This is a genomic window from Desulfomicrobium baculatum DSM 4028, from assembly GCF_000023225.1.
Classification (GTDB): domain Bacteria; phylum Desulfobacterota; class Desulfovibrionia; order Desulfovibrionales; family Desulfomicrobiaceae; genus Desulfomicrobium; species Desulfomicrobium baculatum.
Map to the genome: position 1 here is coordinate 3,236,807 of NC_013173.1, position 19,798 is coordinate 3,256,604.

16 protein-coding genes are annotated in these 19,798 nt (G+C 59.9%); 1 reads left to right on the top strand and 15 read right to left on the bottom strand.

The window, feature by feature from the left end; all coding sequences use genetic code 11:
* Positions 1-155: 155 nt before the first annotated feature.
* The 5 genes from DBAC_RS18095 to DBAC_RS14330 form a co-directional block, all read right to left on the bottom strand.
* Complete coding sequence (locus DBAC_RS18095; protein ID WP_015775022.1) at positions 156-2,219, bottom strand: methyl-accepting chemotaxis protein; 2,064 nt, start codon at positions 2,217-2,219, stop codon at positions 156-158.
* A 227-nt stretch (positions 2,220-2,446) separates the two neighbouring features.
* Positions 2,447-2,896 carry a 4Fe-4S dicluster domain-containing protein gene (locus DBAC_RS14315; protein ID WP_015775023.1) on the bottom strand — a complete coding sequence of 150 codons (450 nt, stop codon included), beginning with the start codon at positions 2,894-2,896 and terminating at the stop codon, positions 2,447-2,449.
* Between the two features lie 9 nt (positions 2,897-2,905).
* Positions 2,906-4,993: a molybdopterin-dependent oxidoreductase gene (locus tag DBAC_RS14320; protein WP_015775024.1), complete on the bottom strand. Its 2,088-nt coding sequence runs from the start codon at positions 4,991-4,993 to the stop codon at positions 2,906-2,908.
* 273 nt (positions 4,994-5,266) lie between these two features.
* Entirely contained in the window at positions 5,267-6,688 is a 1,422-nt protein-coding gene (locus DBAC_RS14325) for an NlpC/P60 family N-terminal domain-containing protein (protein WP_043811081.1), read from the bottom strand.
* A 60-nt stretch (positions 6,689-6,748) separates the two neighbouring features.
* The gene (locus DBAC_RS14330; protein WP_015775026.1) at positions 6,749-7,612 is read right to left on the bottom strand and encodes a YitT family protein; all 864 of its coding nucleotides are present in this window, start codon (positions 7,610-7,612) and stop codon (positions 6,749-6,751) included.
* Positions 7,613-7,770: 158 nt separating this feature from the next.
* Here DBAC_RS14330 and DBAC_RS14335 point away from each other — a divergent pair, with 158 nt between their 5' ends.
* The gene (locus tag DBAC_RS14335) at positions 7,771-10,206 is read left to right on the top strand and encodes an acetate--CoA ligase family protein (RefSeq protein WP_015775027.1); all 2,436 of its coding nucleotides are present in this window, start codon (positions 7,771-7,773) and stop codon (positions 10,204-10,206) included.
* Here DBAC_RS14335 and arfB read toward each other — a convergent pair.
* The 10 genes from arfB to dut form a co-directional block, all read right to left on the bottom strand.
* The gene (gene arfB, locus DBAC_RS14340) at positions 10,175-10,588 is read right to left on the bottom strand and encodes an alternative ribosome rescue aminoacyl-tRNA hydrolase ArfB (RefSeq protein ID WP_015775028.1); all 414 of its coding nucleotides are present in this window, start codon (positions 10,586-10,588) and stop codon (positions 10,175-10,177) included. The two genes, DBAC_RS14335 and arfB, sit on opposite strands and share 32 nt — an antisense overlap.
* A gap of 87 nt (positions 10,589-10,675) precedes the next feature.
* Complete coding sequence (locus tag DBAC_RS14345) at positions 10,676-10,996, bottom strand: IscA/HesB family protein (protein WP_015775029.1); 321 nt, start codon at positions 10,994-10,996, stop codon at positions 10,676-10,678.
* A 171-nt stretch (positions 10,997-11,167) separates the two neighbouring features.
* Positions 11,168-12,514 carry a diguanylate cyclase gene (locus tag DBAC_RS14350; RefSeq protein ID WP_015775030.1) on the bottom strand — a complete coding sequence of 449 codons (1,347 nt, stop codon included), beginning with the start codon at positions 12,512-12,514 and terminating at the stop codon, positions 11,168-11,170.
* Positions 12,515-12,589: 75 nt separating this feature from the next.
* The gene (locus tag DBAC_RS14355; RefSeq protein WP_015775031.1) at positions 12,590-13,891 is read right to left on the bottom strand and encodes a divergent polysaccharide deacetylase family protein; all 1,302 of its coding nucleotides are present in this window, start codon (positions 13,889-13,891) and stop codon (positions 12,590-12,592) included.
* Positions 13,892-13,943: 52 nt separating this feature from the next.
* Positions 13,944-15,215, bottom strand: coding sequence for a S41 family peptidase (locus tag DBAC_RS14360; protein ID WP_015775032.1), 1,272 nt, complete (start codon positions 15,213-15,215; stop codon positions 13,944-13,946).
* Positions 15,216-15,311: 96 nt separating this feature from the next.
* Positions 15,312-16,433, bottom strand: coding sequence for a murein hydrolase activator EnvC family protein (locus DBAC_RS14365; protein ID WP_015775033.1), 1,122 nt, complete (start codon positions 16,431-16,433; stop codon positions 15,312-15,314).
* Positions 16,430-17,128 carry an endonuclease III domain-containing protein gene (locus DBAC_RS14370; RefSeq protein ID WP_015775034.1) on the bottom strand — a complete coding sequence of 233 codons (699 nt, stop codon included), beginning with the start codon at positions 17,126-17,128 and terminating at the stop codon, positions 16,430-16,432. Before DBAC_RS14370 ends, DBAC_RS14365 begins: the two co-directional genes overlap by 4 nt.
* Positions 17,125-17,979 carry a 50S ribosomal protein L11 methyltransferase gene (gene prmA / locus DBAC_RS14375; RefSeq protein WP_015775035.1) on the bottom strand — a complete coding sequence of 285 codons (855 nt, stop codon included), beginning with the start codon at positions 17,977-17,979 and terminating at the stop codon, positions 17,125-17,127. Before prmA ends, DBAC_RS14370 begins: the two co-directional genes overlap by 4 nt.
* A 93-nt stretch (positions 17,980-18,072) precedes the next feature.
* Positions 18,073-19,266, bottom strand: coding sequence for an aspartate aminotransferase family protein (locus DBAC_RS14380; protein ID WP_015775036.1), 1,194 nt, complete (start codon positions 19,264-19,266; stop codon positions 18,073-18,075).
* Positions 19,267-19,292: 26 nt separating this feature from the next.
* Positions 19,293-19,769, bottom strand: coding sequence for a dUTP diphosphatase (gene dut / locus DBAC_RS14385; protein ID WP_015775037.1), 477 nt, complete (start codon positions 19,767-19,769; stop codon positions 19,293-19,295).
* Between the last annotated feature and the right edge of the window lie 29 nt (positions 19,770-19,798).

A 19,798-nucleotide genomic window follows, 5' to 3' on the forward strand; every position in this document is an offset into this window, starting at 1 on the left:
GGAATTTCGATTAAAAACACTTAAAAAAAGTCGGCATCCTCTTGGCGGCGGGAAGCCATTTTCAACTCTCGGCTCACGGGCCTTAAAAAAGAAAGCCGCCTGCAGGGCGGCCTTCCTTCTCATTTCCTTGTGGTGCGCGCCAAAGGTGCGCCCTCCTAGATCTTGAACTTGCTGACCATGATATCGAGGCTGGCGGCCAGTCCGGACAGATTCTCCGCGTTCTGGTGCACGGCCTTGGCCGTGGAGGTGACATCGACGGCTACGCTGCGGACCTGTCCCACGTCACGGGCGATGTCGCGCACCAGCGCGTCCGCTTGGGCCACGCTCTCGTTGACCTGTTGTACGCCCACCGAGGCCTGGCCGACGTTCTCGGCGATGTCGCGGGTGGTCACGGACTGCTCTTCCACCGCCGCCGCAATGGACCCGACAATGGCGTCCACGTCGCCGATGACGCTGGTGATCTCCCCGATTTCCGCCACGGTCTGGTTGGTGGCCTGCTGGATGCCCTGGATGCGGCTGCGGATCTCCTCCGTTTCCTTGGCGGTCTGCTGAGCCAGTTCCTTGATCTCGTTGGCGACCACGGCGAAGCCGCGCCCGGCCTCTCCCGCCCTGGCCGCCTCGATGGTGGCATTCAAAGCCAGCAGATTGGTTTGGGAAGAGATGGCGGTGATGGATTCGGTCACCTTGCCGATGTCCCGCGTGGCCGCGCCCAGTTCGCTGACCTGGGTGGTGGCCTTGTGCGCGGCGGATACGGCCCGGACCGTCATTTCCTTGGCCTTTCCGGTATTGACCGCGATCTCGGAGATCGTCGCGCTCATCTCCTCGGAATTGGTGGCCACGGTGCCGATATTGACCGTGAACTCCTCCATGGCCGCAGCCACGGTGTTCATGTTCGAACTCATGTCGTCTGTGGAGGACGCCGCCTCGCTGGATGTTTGGGTCATGGTGCCGGCATAGCTGTTCAGGCTTCCGGCCAGCTGCAAAAGTCCCTGGGAAGCCCCGGCCACCTCGTTGGAGTTGCGGGCCACATCCGCGAGCATGGTCCGGATCTTGTCCATGAGCTTGTTGAACCAGGAGCACAGTTCACCGATCTCGTCACGGGAGGTGACAGCCAGACAATCGGTCAGGTCGGCCCGGTCTTCCGTGATGTCGACGATGCGCGTCTTCATCAAGGAGAGCGGGCGAATGATAAGCCGCATGAGCACAAACGAACTGATCAGTCCGGCGGCCATGAGCACCACCGCCATGAGCGCCAGGATATAGAGCCCCACCTCGCGGATTGCCGTGGTCCAGGAGGAGGCGTCAAAGGCATAGACCAGCACGCCGACTTGTCCGCCCGCGTAATCCCTGACCGGAAAAGCGGCCAAGGCCAGGTCGCCGAACCTGTTGTAAACGGTCTTCTGTTGCCCTTGCAGCAAGAAATCCAGGCTCACGAGGCTTTCAACCCGGCCGTCCTCGGTCGGGGTGACCAGCACGAATTCGTCTCCGACCACTGGATTTTTTTCAGGATTCTGCAGTTCTGTGGCCACGGACAGATTCGCGGCGTTCATGTATACAACCATGCTCTGCCCTTCCCCGGACGCGGCGCCCGCGATGACGGACTCGAAGGATTCGAGAGTCTCGACCGACCCCAACTGCTTCCCGTCCGCATCCACCACCGGAGCGATGCCGCGGATGGCGAACCCGCCGCTGCCGACCTCGATACCCTTGATGGGCTTGCCGTCGGTGTTGACCTGCACGACCGTCTCCCTGAATGAGGTCAGGTCATCGGAGATGTCGACCCACTCCCCACCGCGCTTGGTCTGCTTTTCCCTCCACAGACGCACGAGGCTGCGCGCCTTGGGCAGATGGAAGTGCAGCTGCATGGCCTTGCCCGAGATGCTCTTGAACCCGGCCAGATCGTCTGCAAGCAACCGCCGCAACTCATCCCGGGCCTGCTGCATAAGCGGGTCCGCTTCATTTTCGATATTGCCGAGATGAGCCAGCTCAAAGGCCTGCACCACATCGGTCCTTCTGGAAAAAAGAGCCGCTTTTTCAAGCCCCTGGGTCGCGAGCGTAGCGATGGCGGTATCCACCTCGCGCGATTTCTCCTCGGCGATGGAGCGCAGCAATTGCCCCTGAAAATCGGTCAGTTGCGAACGGATCAGCAGGCCGCCGGCAAGGCCCAGGATCACGACCGAAACGAACAGAGGGAGAATGAATTTGGATCTGAGTTTCATAGCATCACTCCAAGCAACTGATTTCAAAAGCGCATTTTTTTCCAAGTTTTATTTTTTAACACAGCGGTGAGGCAACATCAATCACCCACAAGAACCGAGCTCGCTCTGAGCGTCCGATTTTTTATAGCTGCTCAAAAACACTTCAGTACACAATTGCGTTTTAAGATAAAAAGTCCCTGGATTGATCTCAACCCAGGGACTTTAGAATGCGAGCAACGTCTTATGCGCTATTTTTTCCGCTCCAAACACAGAGCATGCGTCGTACATGCCGTTACGCATGCAGGTTCAAGCCCTGCATCAAGCCGATCCATACAGTAGTCGCATTTTCCAACGACGTTTTCATCCTCATGCAGCACGGGAATATTCCACGGACACGCAGCTATGCATGATTCACAACCGATACAAAGCTCCTTGATCACGTAGACCAGGCCATCCGATTCACGGCGCACCATGGCTTCGGTGGGACACGCCGCCACGCAGGCCGGATCATCACAATGATAGCAACTGCGAAAAGAGGCCTTCATCACGATCTTGCCATCTTTAAGTTCCGGCTTGCCGGAAGTATGCACGGCATACTTTATTCCGACGGGATTATTATTCTTGACCTTGCAGTGCACTTCACACGCTTTGCAGTGAATGCAACGCTTCTTGTCCAGCTTCATTCTGTAATTACTCATCGCTGCCCCCTAGATTTTGCGCACGCCGACAAAATGTTCCTGCATGGAGAGACATCCGCCACCCTTGTCCCAGCTTTCAAGGCCGCCGGGCATGAGTTCTTGGTCGGCCGCGCCCTTGCCGATGGCCCTGGATTCCACGGGCAGCTTGTGCCCGAATCCGTGAACCATGAAGAGGGCTTCCGGATGCACGCAATCGGTTACGAAAGCCCGGATCTTGCCGCTTTCGCCCCTGACGGAAAAGACCTCGACCAGGTCGCCGTCGGCAATGCCCATCTCTTCCGCGCGGCTGGTATGAATCCAGGCCACGTTCTCGGACATCTGTTCGGCCAGAAGAGGATTGTTGACCGTGTGCCCCTGGGTGTGCACCCCAACCCGGCCAAAAGCGATGCGGAACATCCCCTGTGGCGGACGGGCCGGAGACGCATACGGGGGCAGCGTGTCGTGCCCGGCCTTGGCCCATTTGCCGCTCGACATCTCGATCTTGCCCGACGGGGTCGGCAGCGTGATCTCGGACATGGGGCGGTACAGGGGCTTGTCGGCCAGCTCCACAAAACCCTTGGCGTCAAAGTCCGCGATGCTGACGCCGGTGTCCTGCAGCTGGTAGTTCCAGAGGTCCTCGATGGTCTCAAAAGCCAGAGGATCAAGGCCCAAACGTTTGGCCAGGCCGCAGATGATCTCCCAGTCGGCCCTGGAATCAAAGGTCGGTTCCTGGGCGCGGTGGCGAACAAAGAACTGGGGCTTGAGCCCCGCCTTGCCGGCGATGATGCTCTCGCGCGCCAGGTAGGTCGACAAGGGCAGGACCACGTCCGAATTCCAGGCCGTGTCGGACCAGGAGAAGGTCATGCTGACCAAAAGATCCAGCTTTTCCCATTTCTTCTTCAAAGCTTCCGGATCGGGCATGGCCATGAGCGGATCGTGGCGGAAGCAGAGGTAGGCTCTGACAGGATACGGCTCGCCGGTGACGATGGCGTCGTAGGCGAGGTTCACCAAGCCCGGGCCTCCGTCGAACTGGGGATACTTCCAGCCCACGCCGTCGGCCCGCTTCTCTTCCGGCTTGGGAAAAAGATCGACCAGTTTTTTCAGCCCCTTGCGGCCCACTTCCTTGGCCGTGTTGACAAAGGGCAGGCCGCCCTTGGCGCCGATGGAGCCGAGCAGGGCGTTGATGATGTAGGCCGTGCGGCAGACCTGAAACGAATCGTTGTAGCGGGCGACCATCCAGCCGGGATGCCAGACCACGCTGGGCGCGGCCGCGGACAACTGGCGGGCCAGATCGACGATCGCCTCGGCCGAAGCGCCGGTTTCGGCGGCAGCCCACTCAGGCGTGTACGGCTTGACGAATTCTTTGAGCTGCTCGAATCCGTCCACGAACTGCTCGACGTATTCCTTGTTGTAGAGTCCCTCGTAAATGAGCGCATGAATGACCGCGAGGTTGAAGCCGTAGTCCGTGCCCGGGCGGATGAGAAAGAAATTGTCGGCCTTGCTCGCGCTGACGTTGCCGCGGATGTCGATGACGGTCAGCTTTGCGCCCCCGGCGATTCCGTCCAGGGCCGCGTTGACCTCGGCCACGTTGATGGCCTCCATGATGTTGCGGGTCTGGAGGATGATATGCTTGGCGTTGCGCAGGTCATAGGCCACCATCTTGCGGCCCACGCCGATGACGGACTGCGCGCCGTGCTGCACGTTGCGGGCGCAGGAGGCGTCATGGTTGCAGTAGTTGGGCGAGCCGATGCCGCGCATGAAGGCCTGGTGCAGGTCGGGAAAGGGGCCGCCACGGTCGGACCACAGCACCGAGCGGGGCCCGTGCTCGGCCATGATGCCCTTGAGCTTGTCGGCCACGTAATCCAGGGCCTCGTCCCACGACACGGCCTTCCATTTGCCTTCGCCGCGTTCGCCCACCCTGATGAGCGGAGTCTGCGGCTTTTCCGGATCCTGCTCCAGAGCGATGCCGGCCGCTCCGCGGGCGCAAAGGCCCTTCTTGAGCGGAGAAAATTCGTTTCCCTGGATGCGAACGGCCTTGCCGTCCTGCACGTCCACCTGGATTGGGCAGCGCACGGTGCACATGCCGCAGACACTGAACACTGATTTTGTTGCCGTCATGGCCATCTCCCGCTGATAAGGCGCGAAACCCGAAATCGGACCCCGCTGATGGTTATTCAATATGATTTTTCGTCACTACCTGCATACGGGGGGTAAAGAAAACACACCCGGACAATGACCGTTTTTTCACAAGTGACTTCTTGATGAACCTTAGTTTTGGTCCATTTTTCTTCGAGGATTGTATCATTTTTACGTAACTCATCCCCCCTCTGCCCGTAAAAACTGCCCTGACCCCAACACTGCGAATCCGGACAAACTCGAAAAAAAGCAAACCTATTTTTCGAGCATGGGGGTCTTTACGCCGATCAGCGTCAAGCCACGAACCTTTTCCAGAAAGTTGTCCCGGCTTACGTCATCCCGCTCCTCTCCCGGTCGCAGGGTCGAGATGACCAGGCGGCCGACCACGGCCCGTCCTTCGCTCCCGTCAGGCAAGGCGGTGCGCACTCCCCAAATATTGTGCAGAAGGAGCGGATCGCCCCGCCCGTCCGTGCCGAGATAAAGCCCGATGTGTCCCGGCAACCAGACCAGAGAGGCAAACGGCACGCCCTGCGCGCGGATGGTGTGGAGTTTGGCATTCACATCCATCCCCTCCAGAGAAATAAACTCTCCGCCATGTTTCGCCTGCTGCGAGGAATTGCGCGGCAGCCAGATGCCAAAGGGCAGGAACAGGTCGCGCATGCTGGAGGAGCAGTCCCGATTCTCGAACATCCCCCCCCACCCGTACAGCTGACCGGACATGGCGTCGGCCAGTTCCGCCACGGAGCGCGAAGTCAGCGGCAGGGGCAGCCGCGATGCTTGCGGATAGCCGAGCTCGGCCAGGGCCATTTTCGCCCGGCCGGCGGCGTCCCGAACCGGAACCTTGACCATGAAGCCCTGTCCGCTTCGGGAATCAAGGGGAAAAATGGCCCCGATATGGGTCTGGCCCAGAAACATGCCCTGCCCGACCAGCGAGGTCTCGTCCTTGCGTAAGGCCACCATGGCCTTTGATTCATAGTGCGCGCAAAAATTCCTGTCCGTCAGCGCCACATCCTCATTGCGCACCCAGCCGTTGGCAAAGGCCGTCTCGACATAATACCAGGCCCGGTCCAGGGACGCATGGCTGATGAAGACAGGCGTGCCCATCCACACGGCGGTGTTCTGGAAATAATCAAAAGGGAAGCCTTCGCCGGGCCTCGCCGGGTCCAGAAAAAACGGACGGTTCGAGGGTAGCACCCGCAAGGCGGTGTTGCGCACGGTAATGGCCGCGGCACTCAAAGACGGATAGGCAGGCAGATCCTGCAAGGCCACGACATGCGCCCAGCGATCCTGCGGATACGGTTGCAGATTTTCGGCATAGCCCTGCTTGGAACCGAGACTGCGCACGCCCCAGGAAATGTCTTTCGCGGACAATGATGCGCGGACCTGCTTCCACGGCGCAAAAAAGCGCTCCAGGGCGCGCTCATGCATGGCCACCTGCACCGCCGGAGCCAGCAGCGGATGATCCGAGACCTGCACGGCCTGACTGGCCCGCTGCGGCACGTCGAGGACAATCTCGGAAAGGGGATCCGCGCGCAGCGGCGCCTCGTCCGTCTCCGTCAGCGCCGGGCCGGAGTCAGGCTTGAGGTCAGCCGGGGGTTTGCCCGCGCAGGAACTCAGGAGCGAGATGGAAAGCATCACGCACACTCCGAAAACCAGACCGCGCAAAATTCTGTTCATGCTCTTGAGTCCATGCGTTGATGTTCAAAAAAAATAACCCAGCCTGACGCTCCTTTACGCTCAATACACCTTGCGCCGCGAAAAGCCCTTGCCGATGACGTTGAACGTGTTCTCGAAAATGACGAACGCTTCGGGGTCCAGAGTGAAAATCAATTCCTCAAGCTTCTTCTGCTGCACGTTGTTGACCACGGTCATGACCACCTGCTTGCGCTGGCCGGTGTATCCTCCGCGCCCGTCCAGCAGGGTCACTCCCCGGTTGGCTTCCTTGATGATCGCATCCGAGATGATCTGGGCGTGATCGGAGACGATGAACACAAGCTTGCGCTGGTTGAACATGCTAAGGACATAGTCCATGATCTGGCTGGTCACGAAAACCATGATCAGGGAATAGAGCACGATATCCGTGTCCAGCAGCGTGAAGCTGACCGTGAACAGGGCCGCGTTGAACGCAAAGCTGACCTGGCCGATGCGGAACCCGAAGCGCTGGTGCAAGAGAATGCCGAGGATGTCCAGGCCGCCGGAAGAACCCAGGGAACGCATGCTGATTCCCGCCCCCGCGCCGAGCACGGCGCCGCCTGCAATGGCCGCCAGCAGGCTGTCGTGCACGGGGAGTGCAAAGGTGATGACCTCCATCCACGCGGTGATGGCACACATGCCATAGGCCGTGTAGAGCACGAATCTGCCGCTGATCATGGCCCAACCGATCACGGCGATGGGAATGTTCAGGATGAAAAGCCACAGCCCCGGAGTCAGAACATCCGAAAAATAGTAGATCAGCAGGGCAATGCCCGACACGCCGCCAGTCACGAAACCATGGGGCACGGCCACGGATTTGATGGACATGGCGATTAAAAAGCTGCCCACGGTCAAAAGGAAGATGTTCCAGGGGATGGAATAGGCGTAAAGCCGTAGTTTGGAGTTCATGAATGCCAACATGCCGCGTTTAACGAAAATGTCCAGCTTTTCCCGATGCGCCTCCTCGGCAGACCCCGGACCCGGCCGTACAAGCGCGTGAACCTTATTCTTGTCCTGCCGCCCTCCCCTGCGCTACGCTGACGAAAATCCATCTTTTGGAGCATCCCATGAGCATCAAAGTTGCCACCCATATTGATTTCACGGCCATGACCCAGATTTTTGCCGAGGCCCAAAGCACGGGGCGAGACCTCCTCTACGAGCATGAGGTCTACAGCCTGCTGCGAAACCTGGGTTCCGAGACGCCGCCGCGCAGCCTCCTGCTGCAGGCCGGGACGCGGCCAACGGACGAGGAACTCCTCGCCCTGCCCGGAGACAGGGTCGTGCTCAAGATCGTCTCGCCCTACATCGTGCACAAGAGCGATGTCGGCGGCGTACGCATCATCCCCAAGCATCCGGACAAGATCCGCTCCACCTGGCGGCGCATGATGTACGAAGTCGCAGAGAACTACGCCGACCGCATCGAACGCCGCCCCGCCCATGCGCCGGCCCACTATCAGGGACTGACCGGCGACGCCCTGGTCTCGGCCATCTCCCAGGATATCCAGGGTGTGCTTCTGGTGCAGTTCATTCCGCCGGACACCACCTCTTTTGGCAACGAACTCATTGTCGGACTGCGCGCCACGCGCGAGTTCGGCATGATCCTCACCGCCGGAATAGGCGGCACGGACACGGAACTCTTGGCTGACAATTTCCGCAAGAACCGCAGCATCGTCTCGGCTTCCACCGAACTCAACGACGGCGAGTCCTTTTTCGAGCTCTTCAGGCGCACCGTGGCCTACAAAGTCCTGGCCGGGAAAACGCGCGGCCAGAAACGCGTGGTCGCCGACGAACAGCTGATCGAATGCTTCTCGGCCTTCATACAGGTCGGCAATCATTTCTCGCCCACCGCCGTCGACGCCCCGTTCGTCATCGAAGAACTGGAGATCAACCCCTTCGCCTTTTCGGACTTCATGATGGTGCCACTCGACGGGATGTGCCGCTTCTCGCTGCCGCAAAAGGCGCTCGTTGTCCCCCGGCCCGCGGAAAGGATCCACACCCTGCTGCACCCGGGCCGCATCGGCCTGATCGGGGTGTCCACATCCCGCCAGAACTTTGGACGCGTCATCCTGCAAAACGTCCTGGCCCACGGTTTTCCGGCAGGCAAGATCACGGTCATCCACCCGACCGCCTCGGAAATCGACGGCGTGGCGTGCGCAAAAGGGCTGTCCGCCCTGGATGAGCCGCTGGACCTCTTCGTGGTGGCGGTGGCGGCCGAACATCTGCCGGAACTGATCGAGGAAATCATGCGCAGCAAAAAGGCCGCGTCCGTGCTGCTCATCCCGGGCGGCCTGGGCGAAACGCAGGACAGCAAGGCCATGGCCGAAAAGATCATGGCCCTGATCAATGAAGGGCACAGGCAAGGCGACGGACCAGTCTTTCTGGGCGGCAACTCCATGGGCGTCATTTCCCATCCCGGAAGCTACGACACCTGGTTCATCCCCGAAAACAAACTGCCCAAGGGTCGGGGGCAGCACCAGCGCAACTCCGCTTTCATCAGCCAGTCCGGAGCGTTCATGGCCACGCGCATGAGCCGCACCCCGGAGCTGGACCCGGCCTATCTCATCTCCATCGGCAACCAGAACGACCTGACCCTGGGCGACTTCATGGCCTACTTCAAGACGCATCCGGACACGGACGTGGTCGGAGTCTACTGCGAAGGCTTCAACGACCTCGACGGCGTGCATTTCACCCGCGCCGTGCGGCAGGCGGTCCTGGCCGGCAAGGAGATCATCTTCTACAAGGCAGGACGCACGCCCGAGGGCAAGACCGCCACGTCGAGCCACACGGCCTCCCTGGCGGGCGACTATACGGTCTGCGAATCCTGCCTGACCCAGGCCGGGGCCATGGTCGCCAGATCCTTCAACCAATTCACGGAACTCTACATGCTGGCCAAGGGGCTGCATGGCAAAGCCATCGCCGGGAACCGCATGGCCGCCGTTTCCACGGCCGGATACGAGGCGGTCGGCATGGCCGACAATATCACGGCTGACGACTTCGAGCTGCGCATGGCCACCTTCCGCCCTGCGACACGGCAGCGCATCGCCAAGGCGCTGGAGGAGTGCGGACTCGACCGGCTGGTCGAGGTCAAGAACCCGCTGGACATGAACCCGGCGGCCACTGACGGACTCTTCACGGAGGTCGTGGAAGCGCTGGCGGCGGACCCTGGCGTGGATCTGGCCGTCATCGGCATGATCCCGCTCACTCCGTCCCTGTCCTCGCTGGACATGGACGCGAGCCAGAACATCGCCGAGCGCATCGGCGCCATCGCGCGGCTCAGCCCCAAGCCCATCGTGGCCGTGGTCGACGGCGGCGAGATGTACAATCCCTTCGCGGCCATGCTGCGTGAACGGGGCATGCCTGTCTTCAGGGACGCGGACCGGGCCGTTCGGGCTCTCGGGCTTTATGTCCAGGCCCGGCTGGGCGCGGAAAACCTGCGTTGCAGAAGAAGGGGAAACGTCGAAGAAAAAAAGACTAATCCTCTGCGCTCCGGCGCAGATTCTTGAGGCGCGACTGCTTGGCCTTGGAAGCAAGGCGCCTCTCCTTGGAGGCCCGGGTGGGCTTGGTGGCCCGGCGGGGTTTGGGACGCACGGCGGCCTGGGCCACCAGATGCGCCAGGCGCTCCAGGGCGGCCTTGCGGTTGCCCTCCTGGGTGCGATGCGACTCGGCCCGAATGACCAGTTCTTTCTCCACGGTGAGGCGACGGCCGGCCAATGCCTCAAGACGGGCCAGCCCGTCCTCGTCCAGGCCGTGAATCGCATCCAGGCGAACGCGCAGCCGAACGGCCGTGGAGACTTTGTTCACATTCTGGCCGCCGGGACCGGAGGCACGGATAAATTCGAGGCGGATGTCCTCGTCTTCGATATGTACGCGGGGTGTGATGAACATGGGGGAGGTGTTAGCGAAAATGTTGATGTTCCGAAAGCGAAAAGGGCAGCCAAAGCCGCCCTTTTCGCGCTGGATTCGTGTTTTCTATCAGCCGCAGCTTCCGCCGCACCCGCAGGAGGAGCAACCGCCCTCGCCCTCCGGGAAGACCATGCTGGATTCCACGGTGAAACCCATATTCTGATCAAAAAGAACCGTCATGGGTTTGGCCTGCTCGAACAGGTCGCCTTCGACCAGGAAGGAATATCCATCCACATCGAAGATCTGATCGTTGTCTTTCTTCTCGTCCAGAGCCAACCCGAGACGGGGTCCGCCGCAGCCTGAAGCCAGATATATACGAATGGGTTCCTTGTCCTTGCCGCCAAAATGCTCATCCAGCTGCGCCTTTGCCGCCGGTTGGAGAGTAAACATAGATGCCTCCTATATTTTGAATAGGTAAAAGTTTAATCCCGGCAAAACAGATGTCAACACCTGCGGCGCCAAACAAACGAACTCCGGCACGAATCCGGGCACGCGCCTCCCGCGAAGACAAAAAAAAGCGGACCTCGGGCCCGCTTTTCGTAAATCTGAAAATTCAAGCAGTCAGCGCATCAAATAAAAGCCGAGATCGCTGTCATAGCTTTTCTGGTCCGCGAACTGGCATCCGACATACCTCTCGCTCAGGTATTTGACACGGGTCAGGCGGGTGACTTCCGTACGTCGCGAGTCGTCCAGACGAAAACGAACCTTGATCAGAGCCCCTCGAACCAGGCGATGGGAGAGCAGCGTGGTGAACCCGACGCCATTCAAGGAAATATTATCCAGCAGGAAATCACCCGTCTCGCCCGTATCCGGATTCTCGAACTGCCCAGCGAGCTGCACATTCTTGCGGTAATACTGCCTGCGCTCCATGGCCTGCTTTTCCTCGTTGAGGAGCAGCACAAGATTTTCGGCCACGTTGCGAAATTTGCGAAAGCCTCGGGACGCGGTCTTGTTTGTGTCGCAAATCCCCAGCAGCGGAGTGACGTCGTCCTGAATGCCGGACACGACATCAAGAATTACGGAAAAATACGGCATCTGCCTGGTCGCACTTTGCTGGGCGATCTTGGTGTTGATGCGCTGGCTGACATCGAGGGCGGCCGGCCGGGGCGTATTGGGCATGATCACCGCGAATCTGTTCGAGGCGATGCGGCATGCCACATCGACCTTTCGCACTTCATCGACCAGAACTACCGCAAGCATCTGGATGATCTTGTCCACGCTCGACGGTCCGTATTCCTCGTTGAGCCTGCGCAGATTCTCGATCGTGAGCAGCACCACGCTCGACGGAGTGCCGTATCGCTTGCAGACCTCGATCTCACGTTCCATGAAGCGGTCGAAAGTCCGCTTGTTCGGCAACCCGGAGAGCTGATCCGTTTCGGCCATGCGCCTCATGGCCTGAAAATAATATGCCCGCTCCAGCGCAACGGCCGTGACCTCCGCGATGGCTGCGAAATCCGCCAGAGCCTTCTTTGTAAACGGTTCCCCGTGCCGGGTGTCGATGAGTTCCAAGACGCCGTAGACCATATCCCCGCTTTTGAGCGGGACAGCCATGACGGTTGAACAGCCCTTGGTCTTGGCCGTCAAAAATTGTGTAGCGAAACGCGGATCTTTCGCCGCGTCCTCGATCAGCAGGGCTTCTTGGGTCTCGGCGACCCATCCGGCCAGCCCCGTACCCTTTCGCAATTTCTTACCGCTGACCAAATCTGTCTTTTCACCCACGACGTGATTGAAAGTCAGGTCGCCGGTGTCCGGGTCCACAAGCAAAAAAGCCAAATGCCTGGGGGAAAAATAGCTTTCCACATGGATGCAGATTTCTTCCAGCGTCTTTTGAATGCTGGTCCGATGCGAAAGTCCCCTGGAAATTCCAAGGAGGACATTTATGCATGAAGAAGGCGTAAGCGGCTCCATCTTTGGCTCCTGCTGTCGAGCTGAAACAGATCACTTTGTACAGGATTCATTACTTGGAGAAAAAGCAAGTTTTTGTCAAATATCTTGTATCTTGCAGACCACCACGTTCATATCGCGGGACTTCGCCCATGACTCCAACGCAGACAGCGTCGCGGGATAGGGATGACCGATGGCCACTGCCAGCCCGGTGCGCTTGGCCAGGCTTTCGGCTTTTTTGAGCTGCAAGAGGACTGCATGCTCCTTGGCCGTGTTGTCGAGAAAGATATGCCTTCTGTAGTAGCGCATGCCCAACGTGTTGCTCACGTCGCGCACGCAGCTTTTCGGCGTGGTCAAGCTGTCCACAAAAAACTTTCCCTGCCCCTGCAGATGGCCAAGAACAATGGTCATGGCCTTTTTGTCCTGAGTCAAACGTGAGCCCATGTGATTATTGACGCCGTCCACATCCGGCAAGCGCGCCAGATTATCGGCCAAAGTCTGCTCCAGATCGGCCGGAGTCATATTCACCCGCAAGGTGCCGGGGCCGGAATTGGCCGTCTTGGGATAGCCCTCCGGCTCGCAGGGGAGATGCAGCAGCAACTCGAGATTTTCCTGCCGGGCCAGGTTCGAGACCTGACGCGCCTTGGTGTTGTGCGGCAGCACCGAAAAACTGACGGCAAAAGGCAGGGCGGCCAAGCGCTTGGCCACCGCCATGCTCTCGCCCAGATCGTCGATGATGATCACAAGTCGTGGGGCTTTCGCCGTCTGCACCTCGGGCTCCGACTCGGGAACCAGGGCGAGCGGCAGAAAAATGTGATGGGTCGGCTCGCCCAGGATGGAGATCTCCAGATCACGCGGATTGTTGTCGACGGTCTGCAGACTGAACTCGGACCCCAGTTGATCCAGGTTTTTCTTGAGTTCGGCAAGAAAGGGAAAAACTTCCTGACCCAGATTGATGGTCAGATTCTGGTAATAAAATTCCTGACCGCGGTGACGCCTGACCTCCACGGCCCGGTGCCGCATGCGGCTCTCGGATTCGCCCTGGGCGGCCAGCCCCATGAGGATGGCCAGATCGACGCTGCGGACCTTGGCGTCAAAGTCGTCGACCGGGGCTTCGTATGCCTGGGCCTGCTCCTTCTGAACCGAAGCATTCCTGACGGGTGCCTGCTCCGGCCGAGGCTTCTTTTGGCTCGAGGCTGCGGGGGCTTCGGAGGCCTTGCTCGCGACCGGCGGCTGGACAGTCCCGGATTTGCTGGGCGCGTGTCTGAGGGGCAGATGCATGGCCACAAAAAGAGTCAGGCCGGTCAACAGGACAACGCAAATCCAGAACAGGGATTTGAACAGCGAAAAACCGGACCCTTTGGTCGCGGGCTTCTTCTTTTTTCTTTTTTTAGGGGGCATGGATGTGAAAAAGACGCGGGACGGCGGAAGCCGCCCCGCAAGATAATGCGAATCAGTTGGTGAGCTGCATGAAGCGCGGCAGGGACTTGACCATGCTCAGGCCTATGCGCAGCTGGTTGTCCTGGGCCAATGCTTCCTTTGCTTCAAGCTCTTCCGGACCCAGCTCCACGTCCCCGTTGGGATTGTCCAGATGCTTGGACAGGTTCGCCTCCCGGAAATCGCGCGGCTGCGTTGCATCCTCGGCCACGGCCACAAACGGGAGCTCCACATCGGGGTCGATGCCCGAAGCCTGGATGGATCTGCCGTTTGGCGTGTAGTAAAGGGCGATGGTCAACTTGACCGCCGAGCCGTCGGACAGGGGCATGATGGTCTGCACGGAGCCCTTGCCGAAGGTGCGTTCTCCGATCAGGATGCCCCGCTTGCGGTCTTGCAAAGCTCCGGCCACGATTTCCGAGGCCGAGGCCGAACCGGAATTGATAAGCACGACCACCGGGCAGGTCACGTCCGTCGATTGCCGGGAAGCCATCTCGTCCTTTCTGCTCTTGGGGTTACGCCCCTGGGTATAGACGATGAGTCCATCGCGCAAAAAGGTGTCGGTCACGGAAATGGCCTGATTGAGCAGTCCGCCGGGGTTGTTGCGCAGGTCCAGGACAACGCCCTTGAGTTCCTGCTTGGCGGTGTACTCTTGCAATTTCTGGTGCATGTCCTCTGTGGTGTTGGCCTTGAAATCGGTCAGCCGCAGATGCACATAGCCGGGCTCAAGTTCCTTGAGCTTGACACTGATCAGCGGGATGGTGCCGCGCACGATGGTCACTTTTTCCGGAGCCTGGGAATCCTTGTGCAGGATGGTCAGCTCCACGGCCTCGCCCTTGGGGCCGCGAATCTTGGACACGGCGTCCTCAAGGGAAACGTCCAGCGCCGATTCGCCGTTGATCTCAAGAATGATGTCTCCGGCCCTGAGGCCCGCCTTGTCGGCAGGAGTGTCTTCAATGGGGGCGATCACGGTCAGGCGCTTGTCGCGGACTCCGATCTGGATGCCGATCCCTCCGAATTCCCCTTGAAATTCTTCCTGCATCATTTTGAATTTTTCAAGATCGATATATGCGGAATGCGGATCAATGGAATTGAGCATCCCCTCGATGGCCCCGTGGATCAGATCCGTACGGTCGACTTCCTGGACATAGTTTTTTTCGATCAGATCCAGAACCTGGCTGAACTGCTTCAAGGCCTGATAATGATCGGTATCCCGAGCCTGGCTGGACGAGGCCGTGCCGCAAAGGCCGACCAGAAGAATCATCGTGCCAAGAAAATGGCTGAGACGCATGATTTCCTCCCTGAGGGAATGGCGAGAAATTGTTGGAATCACTTAAAAGCGGATACCGTGGTGCAGTCCTGTCCGAAAAAAATGCGAACCCACTTTTCACCCCGACTGTAACCATTTTAAAGGATTAATGACTTTTTGCCTGTAACGCAATTCGAAATAGAGGCCTTCGCCCTTGGCCGCAGGGTAGAATCCGCAGACACCGATCTGCTGTCCGCGTTCCACTTCCCGGCCCACCGGAAGGGGGGCTTCGGACAAAAAGGCGTACAGAGAATAATAATCCTCGCCGTGAAAAACAATGACCACTTGTCCAAACCCACGCAACTGGTCGTTGTGCACGACCTTTCCCCACGAGACGCTGCGCACCGGCGTGCCAGCGGACAGGGACAGGCCGATGCCGTTACTGGGCGGATTTCCGTCCGGCGCATATGACACGACCCGCTTGCCCTTGGCCGGCCAGGTCAGCTTGCCCTGCAGCTTTGAAATCTTCTTGGAGGATTGCAGGCTGATCTTGTGGCGTAGCCCTGCGATGGAACCCATCAGACCCTGGATTTCCTTCTCGCTCTCCTTCTTCTTGACCCGCACCTGGGCAATCTGGTGTTCGAACTGCGTCCTCTTTTTTTCAAGCTCGGCCCTGGAAGCCTTGATCTTATCCAGTTTGGCCTCGGCCCGGGCCGCGTTCTGATCCAAAACAGACTGCTGGTCGGCCATGATCTGGCTCTGCCGTTCGATATCCTCCCGCAAGGACTGGGCCTCGCGGTACAGGGCCGTCAGCCAGGTTTCCCGGCGGTTGGCCTCGCCCCACTGCTCCACCGAGGCAAAACCTTCTTCCTTGGCCGTCAGATAGATGGGCCACAGAGTCTGCATCAATTCCTGCAGGCGACCAGTGGTCTTTTCCCGCTCCGCCAGCAACTCATCCAGGCGCTTCGCGCCTTCGGCCTGTTCTTTCTTGAGCGCGTCCAGCTCGTCTTCGAGCTTCTGAAGGGATGCGGCCGCCTGCTTGACCGAGCCTTCAAGTTTGGCCAGATCCTTGTGCAGGCTTCTTTCCTTGTCGGTCAGGCTCTGAATGGCTTTTTTCCGCTCGGCCAGTTGCTTGTTCTTGGCGGCCATCTCTTCTTCAAGAGAGGCAAGGCCAAGTGAGGCCGTGAATGCGATGCCGCCCAGGAGCAACAGGATGATCGCGAAAAAGCGCAGCGTGGGGCGGGATGACGGACGATTCATGGGTGAGGGATGATGCTTTTTCCTGTGCAGGTCAAGGGGCTGAACTCTTCCAAAAAGACGGCCAGGGGACAGTCCGGACACTTTCCCTGCCTCTTTGCACACCAATTCTTGCCCGTGCGCACGATGAGGGCGTGATATTCATTATATAACGCCGGGTCCGGCGGCAACACATCCATGAAAAATTCCCGCAGTTCCCCGTATGCGATATCTTCGGGTACAAGCCCGTGCCGATTCAGGATGCGGCGCGTGTAGGCGTCGACCACAAAGGACGGTAGACCGAGGGCGTAGAGCAGGATGGAATCGGCAGTTTCAGGTCCGATGCCGGAAACCTCAAGCAGCGCCGGGCGAAGCGTCTCCACCGTCTCTCCCCGCAATCCGTCCATGTCCAGATCGCAGGTCCTGTGCAAAAAAAGCAGGAAATTGCGCACCCGCGCCGCTTTGACCCGGAAGGCTCCGGCCGGCCGGATGAACGTCGCCAACTCCTCATCGGTCAACCGGGCGAGAGCCCGGGGATCGAGCAATCCGGATTCGCGCAGGGCGTGCATCGCCTTTTCCACATTGGTCCAGGCCGTGTTCTGGGTCAAAATGGCGCCCAGCGCGATCTCGAACGGCGTTCGCCCCGGCCACCACCGGCTTGGGCCCAGCGCGGCCAGCATCGCCTGGTAGTAGTCACGAAGCGTGGCTTCCCGGTTCATGTCCGAAAAACGAGCAGGGTCCATTCCCCGGAGTATGCAATCTGCGGAGCCGCAAGCCCCTGCAGGGTGTAGGCCTGTACGACGCGATCCGCCTGCTCGCGCAGGATGCCGGACAGGATCAGCACGCCCGGCCTGGACAGGCGGGCGCAGATGTCCTCGGCCATGTCGATCAGCGGATTGGCCAGAATGTTGGCAAGGATGCAATCAAAATGCTGTTCCCGAGGGATGTCCGTGACGCTCCCCGTGGCCGGTCTGAAAGCATCCGTCACGGCGTTCAGGGCCGCGTTTTCGTGCGCGTTGTCCACGGCCACGGGGTCGATGTCGAGCCCCTGGCCGACGAGTCCAAGCTTGACGGCGGCGATGCCCAGAATTCCCGAGCCCGTGCCCAGGTCGAGAAAAGACTGCCCCGGCGTAAGGACCCCTTCCGTCGCCAAACGGTCCAGGGCCTCCAGGCACAGGGCCGTGGTCTGGTGATGTCCTGTCCCGAAGGCCATCTTGGGCTCGATCAGGATGGGCTGGGCCGCGCAGGGCTCATCCTTGAGCCAGGCCGGCAGGACCACGAACCGCGACCCGATGGGAATGGGCGTGAAGTATTTCTTCCAGGCGCTGGTCCAGTCCGCATTGTCCACGCTTGTGCTCTCCAGGATCATTTCCGGGCAGGCGGCCTGCAGCGTGGCCTCGGTTTCGGCGGACTGCTCCGGACGATCGAAATGCACGGTCAGACGGCGCAGGCCGTCTTTCAGCCCACCGTCTTCCCATCCCCAGGGAGTGTGCAGAAACAAGAGACCGGTGACGAGATCCTCGTTCTCCGGGGCAAAAGAAAGAGCAAGGCGTGCAAGTTTGTTTGACATAGTAACCTGATATCGGGACGGGCCCGTTTGAATTCGATGTTGAAAACCGCCCCCCCTACGTATTCGGGAAGGGCTCGCAAGTGGCCTTAGCGGCTACTTCCCGGCCAGAACGGATTCCAGAGCCCGGCAAAAGGCCTCCAGCTCCTCCTCGGTGATGACCAGCGGAGGCAGCAGGCGCAGCACCGTATCCTGGGTCAGGTTCAGGACAAAACCCCGCTCCAGCAGCGCCTTCCAAACCTCGGCCCCGGGATGCGTCAGCTCGATGCCGATCATCAGGCCATGCACCCGCACCTCGGCGATCTGCTCCGGCAGTCGGGATTTGATCCCCTCCAGCCGTCCGCGCAGCCAGTCACCCATGCGCGCTGCCCGGCCACAGAGATCGTCGCGTTCGATGATCTCAATGACCTTGTCCGCCACGGCGGAAATGAGCGCGTTGCCGCCGAAGGTCGTGCCATGGCTGCCCGGAGGAAAGCCCTTCGACACCTCTTCGGAGCACATGACCGCGCCCATGGGCAGGCCCCCGGCCAGGCCCTTGGCCACGGTGACGATGTCGGGCACAAGGCCCAAATGCTGATGCGCCCAGAATTTTCCGGTCCGGCCCACGCCGGTCTGAATCTCATCGATGATCAGCAGCACGCCTTTTTCGGCACAAAGCGCGGCCAGTCCCCGGACATACTCCTGCGGCAAGGGCTTCACTCCGCCTTCGCCCTGGATCATCTCGATCAGCACGGCGGCGGTGCGTTCGTTCATGGCGGCCTTCATGGCCTCCAGATCGGCAAAGGGCACGGTGATGAATCCTTCCGGCAGCGGCCCGAAGCCGGTCTTGATCTTGTCCTGGCCCGTGGCCGTCAGCGTGGCCAGGGTCCGGCCATGGAAGGACCCGCTCAAGGTGATGATCTCGAAACGCTCCTCGCCCCGGCCCTCGCGCATATAGCGCCGGGCCAGCTTGATGGCCCCTTCGTTGGCCTCGGCCCCGGAGTTGCAGAAAAAGACCCGCTTCAAATGCGAGGTCCCAAGCAGTCTGGTGGCCAGGGCGACCTGTTCTTCCTGATAGAAAAGGTTCGAGACATGGACGAGTTTTTTCGCCTGGGCGCAGATGACTTCCACCAGCTCAGGATGGGAGTGCCCCAGGTTGCAGACGGCGATGCCGGCCAACAGGTCGGTATAGACCCGGCCTTCGGGCGTGAAGAGCCTCGTTCCCTCGGCCCGGCTGACGGCCAGGGGATAACGCGCATAGGTCCGGCACAGGGCCGAGGCTTCGCCTTGTTTTATATCTTCGCTGTTCATGAAATTCTCCTCGCAAGTGAGTTGGATCAGATCGTACCGGTATGTCCGAATCCTCCGGCGCCGCGAGCGGTGTCCGAAAGGCTGTCCTGCGGAAGGATCTCCGCACGCACAACGGGCTGAAACACGAGCTGGGCGATGCGTTGGCCCCGGGTCACGGTGCGGGTCTGGTCCGAAGTGTTCAGCAGGCTGACCAGAATCTCGCCGCGATAGTCCGGGTCGATGACGCCGACCCCCTGACTGACCACCAGCCCGTCCTTGGTTCCCAGGCCGCTTCGGGAATAGACAAAACCGGCCACTCCCGGCATCGTGCATTCCACGGCGATGCCGGTAGGAAAGCGGTAACGTCCCCCAGGGGGGATCAAAACTTCCGCGTCCTCCATACAAGCCCGCAGATCAATACCTGCCGACCCCGGAGTGGCATAGTTGAATTTCTCCGGCGGGCACGTTTCCGATAAAAAACGGACCTTGACCGGTATGGTGACAGTTCCGGAACAGGGATTCATTTCTTCTCCTGGGCATGCTAACTTGTGCA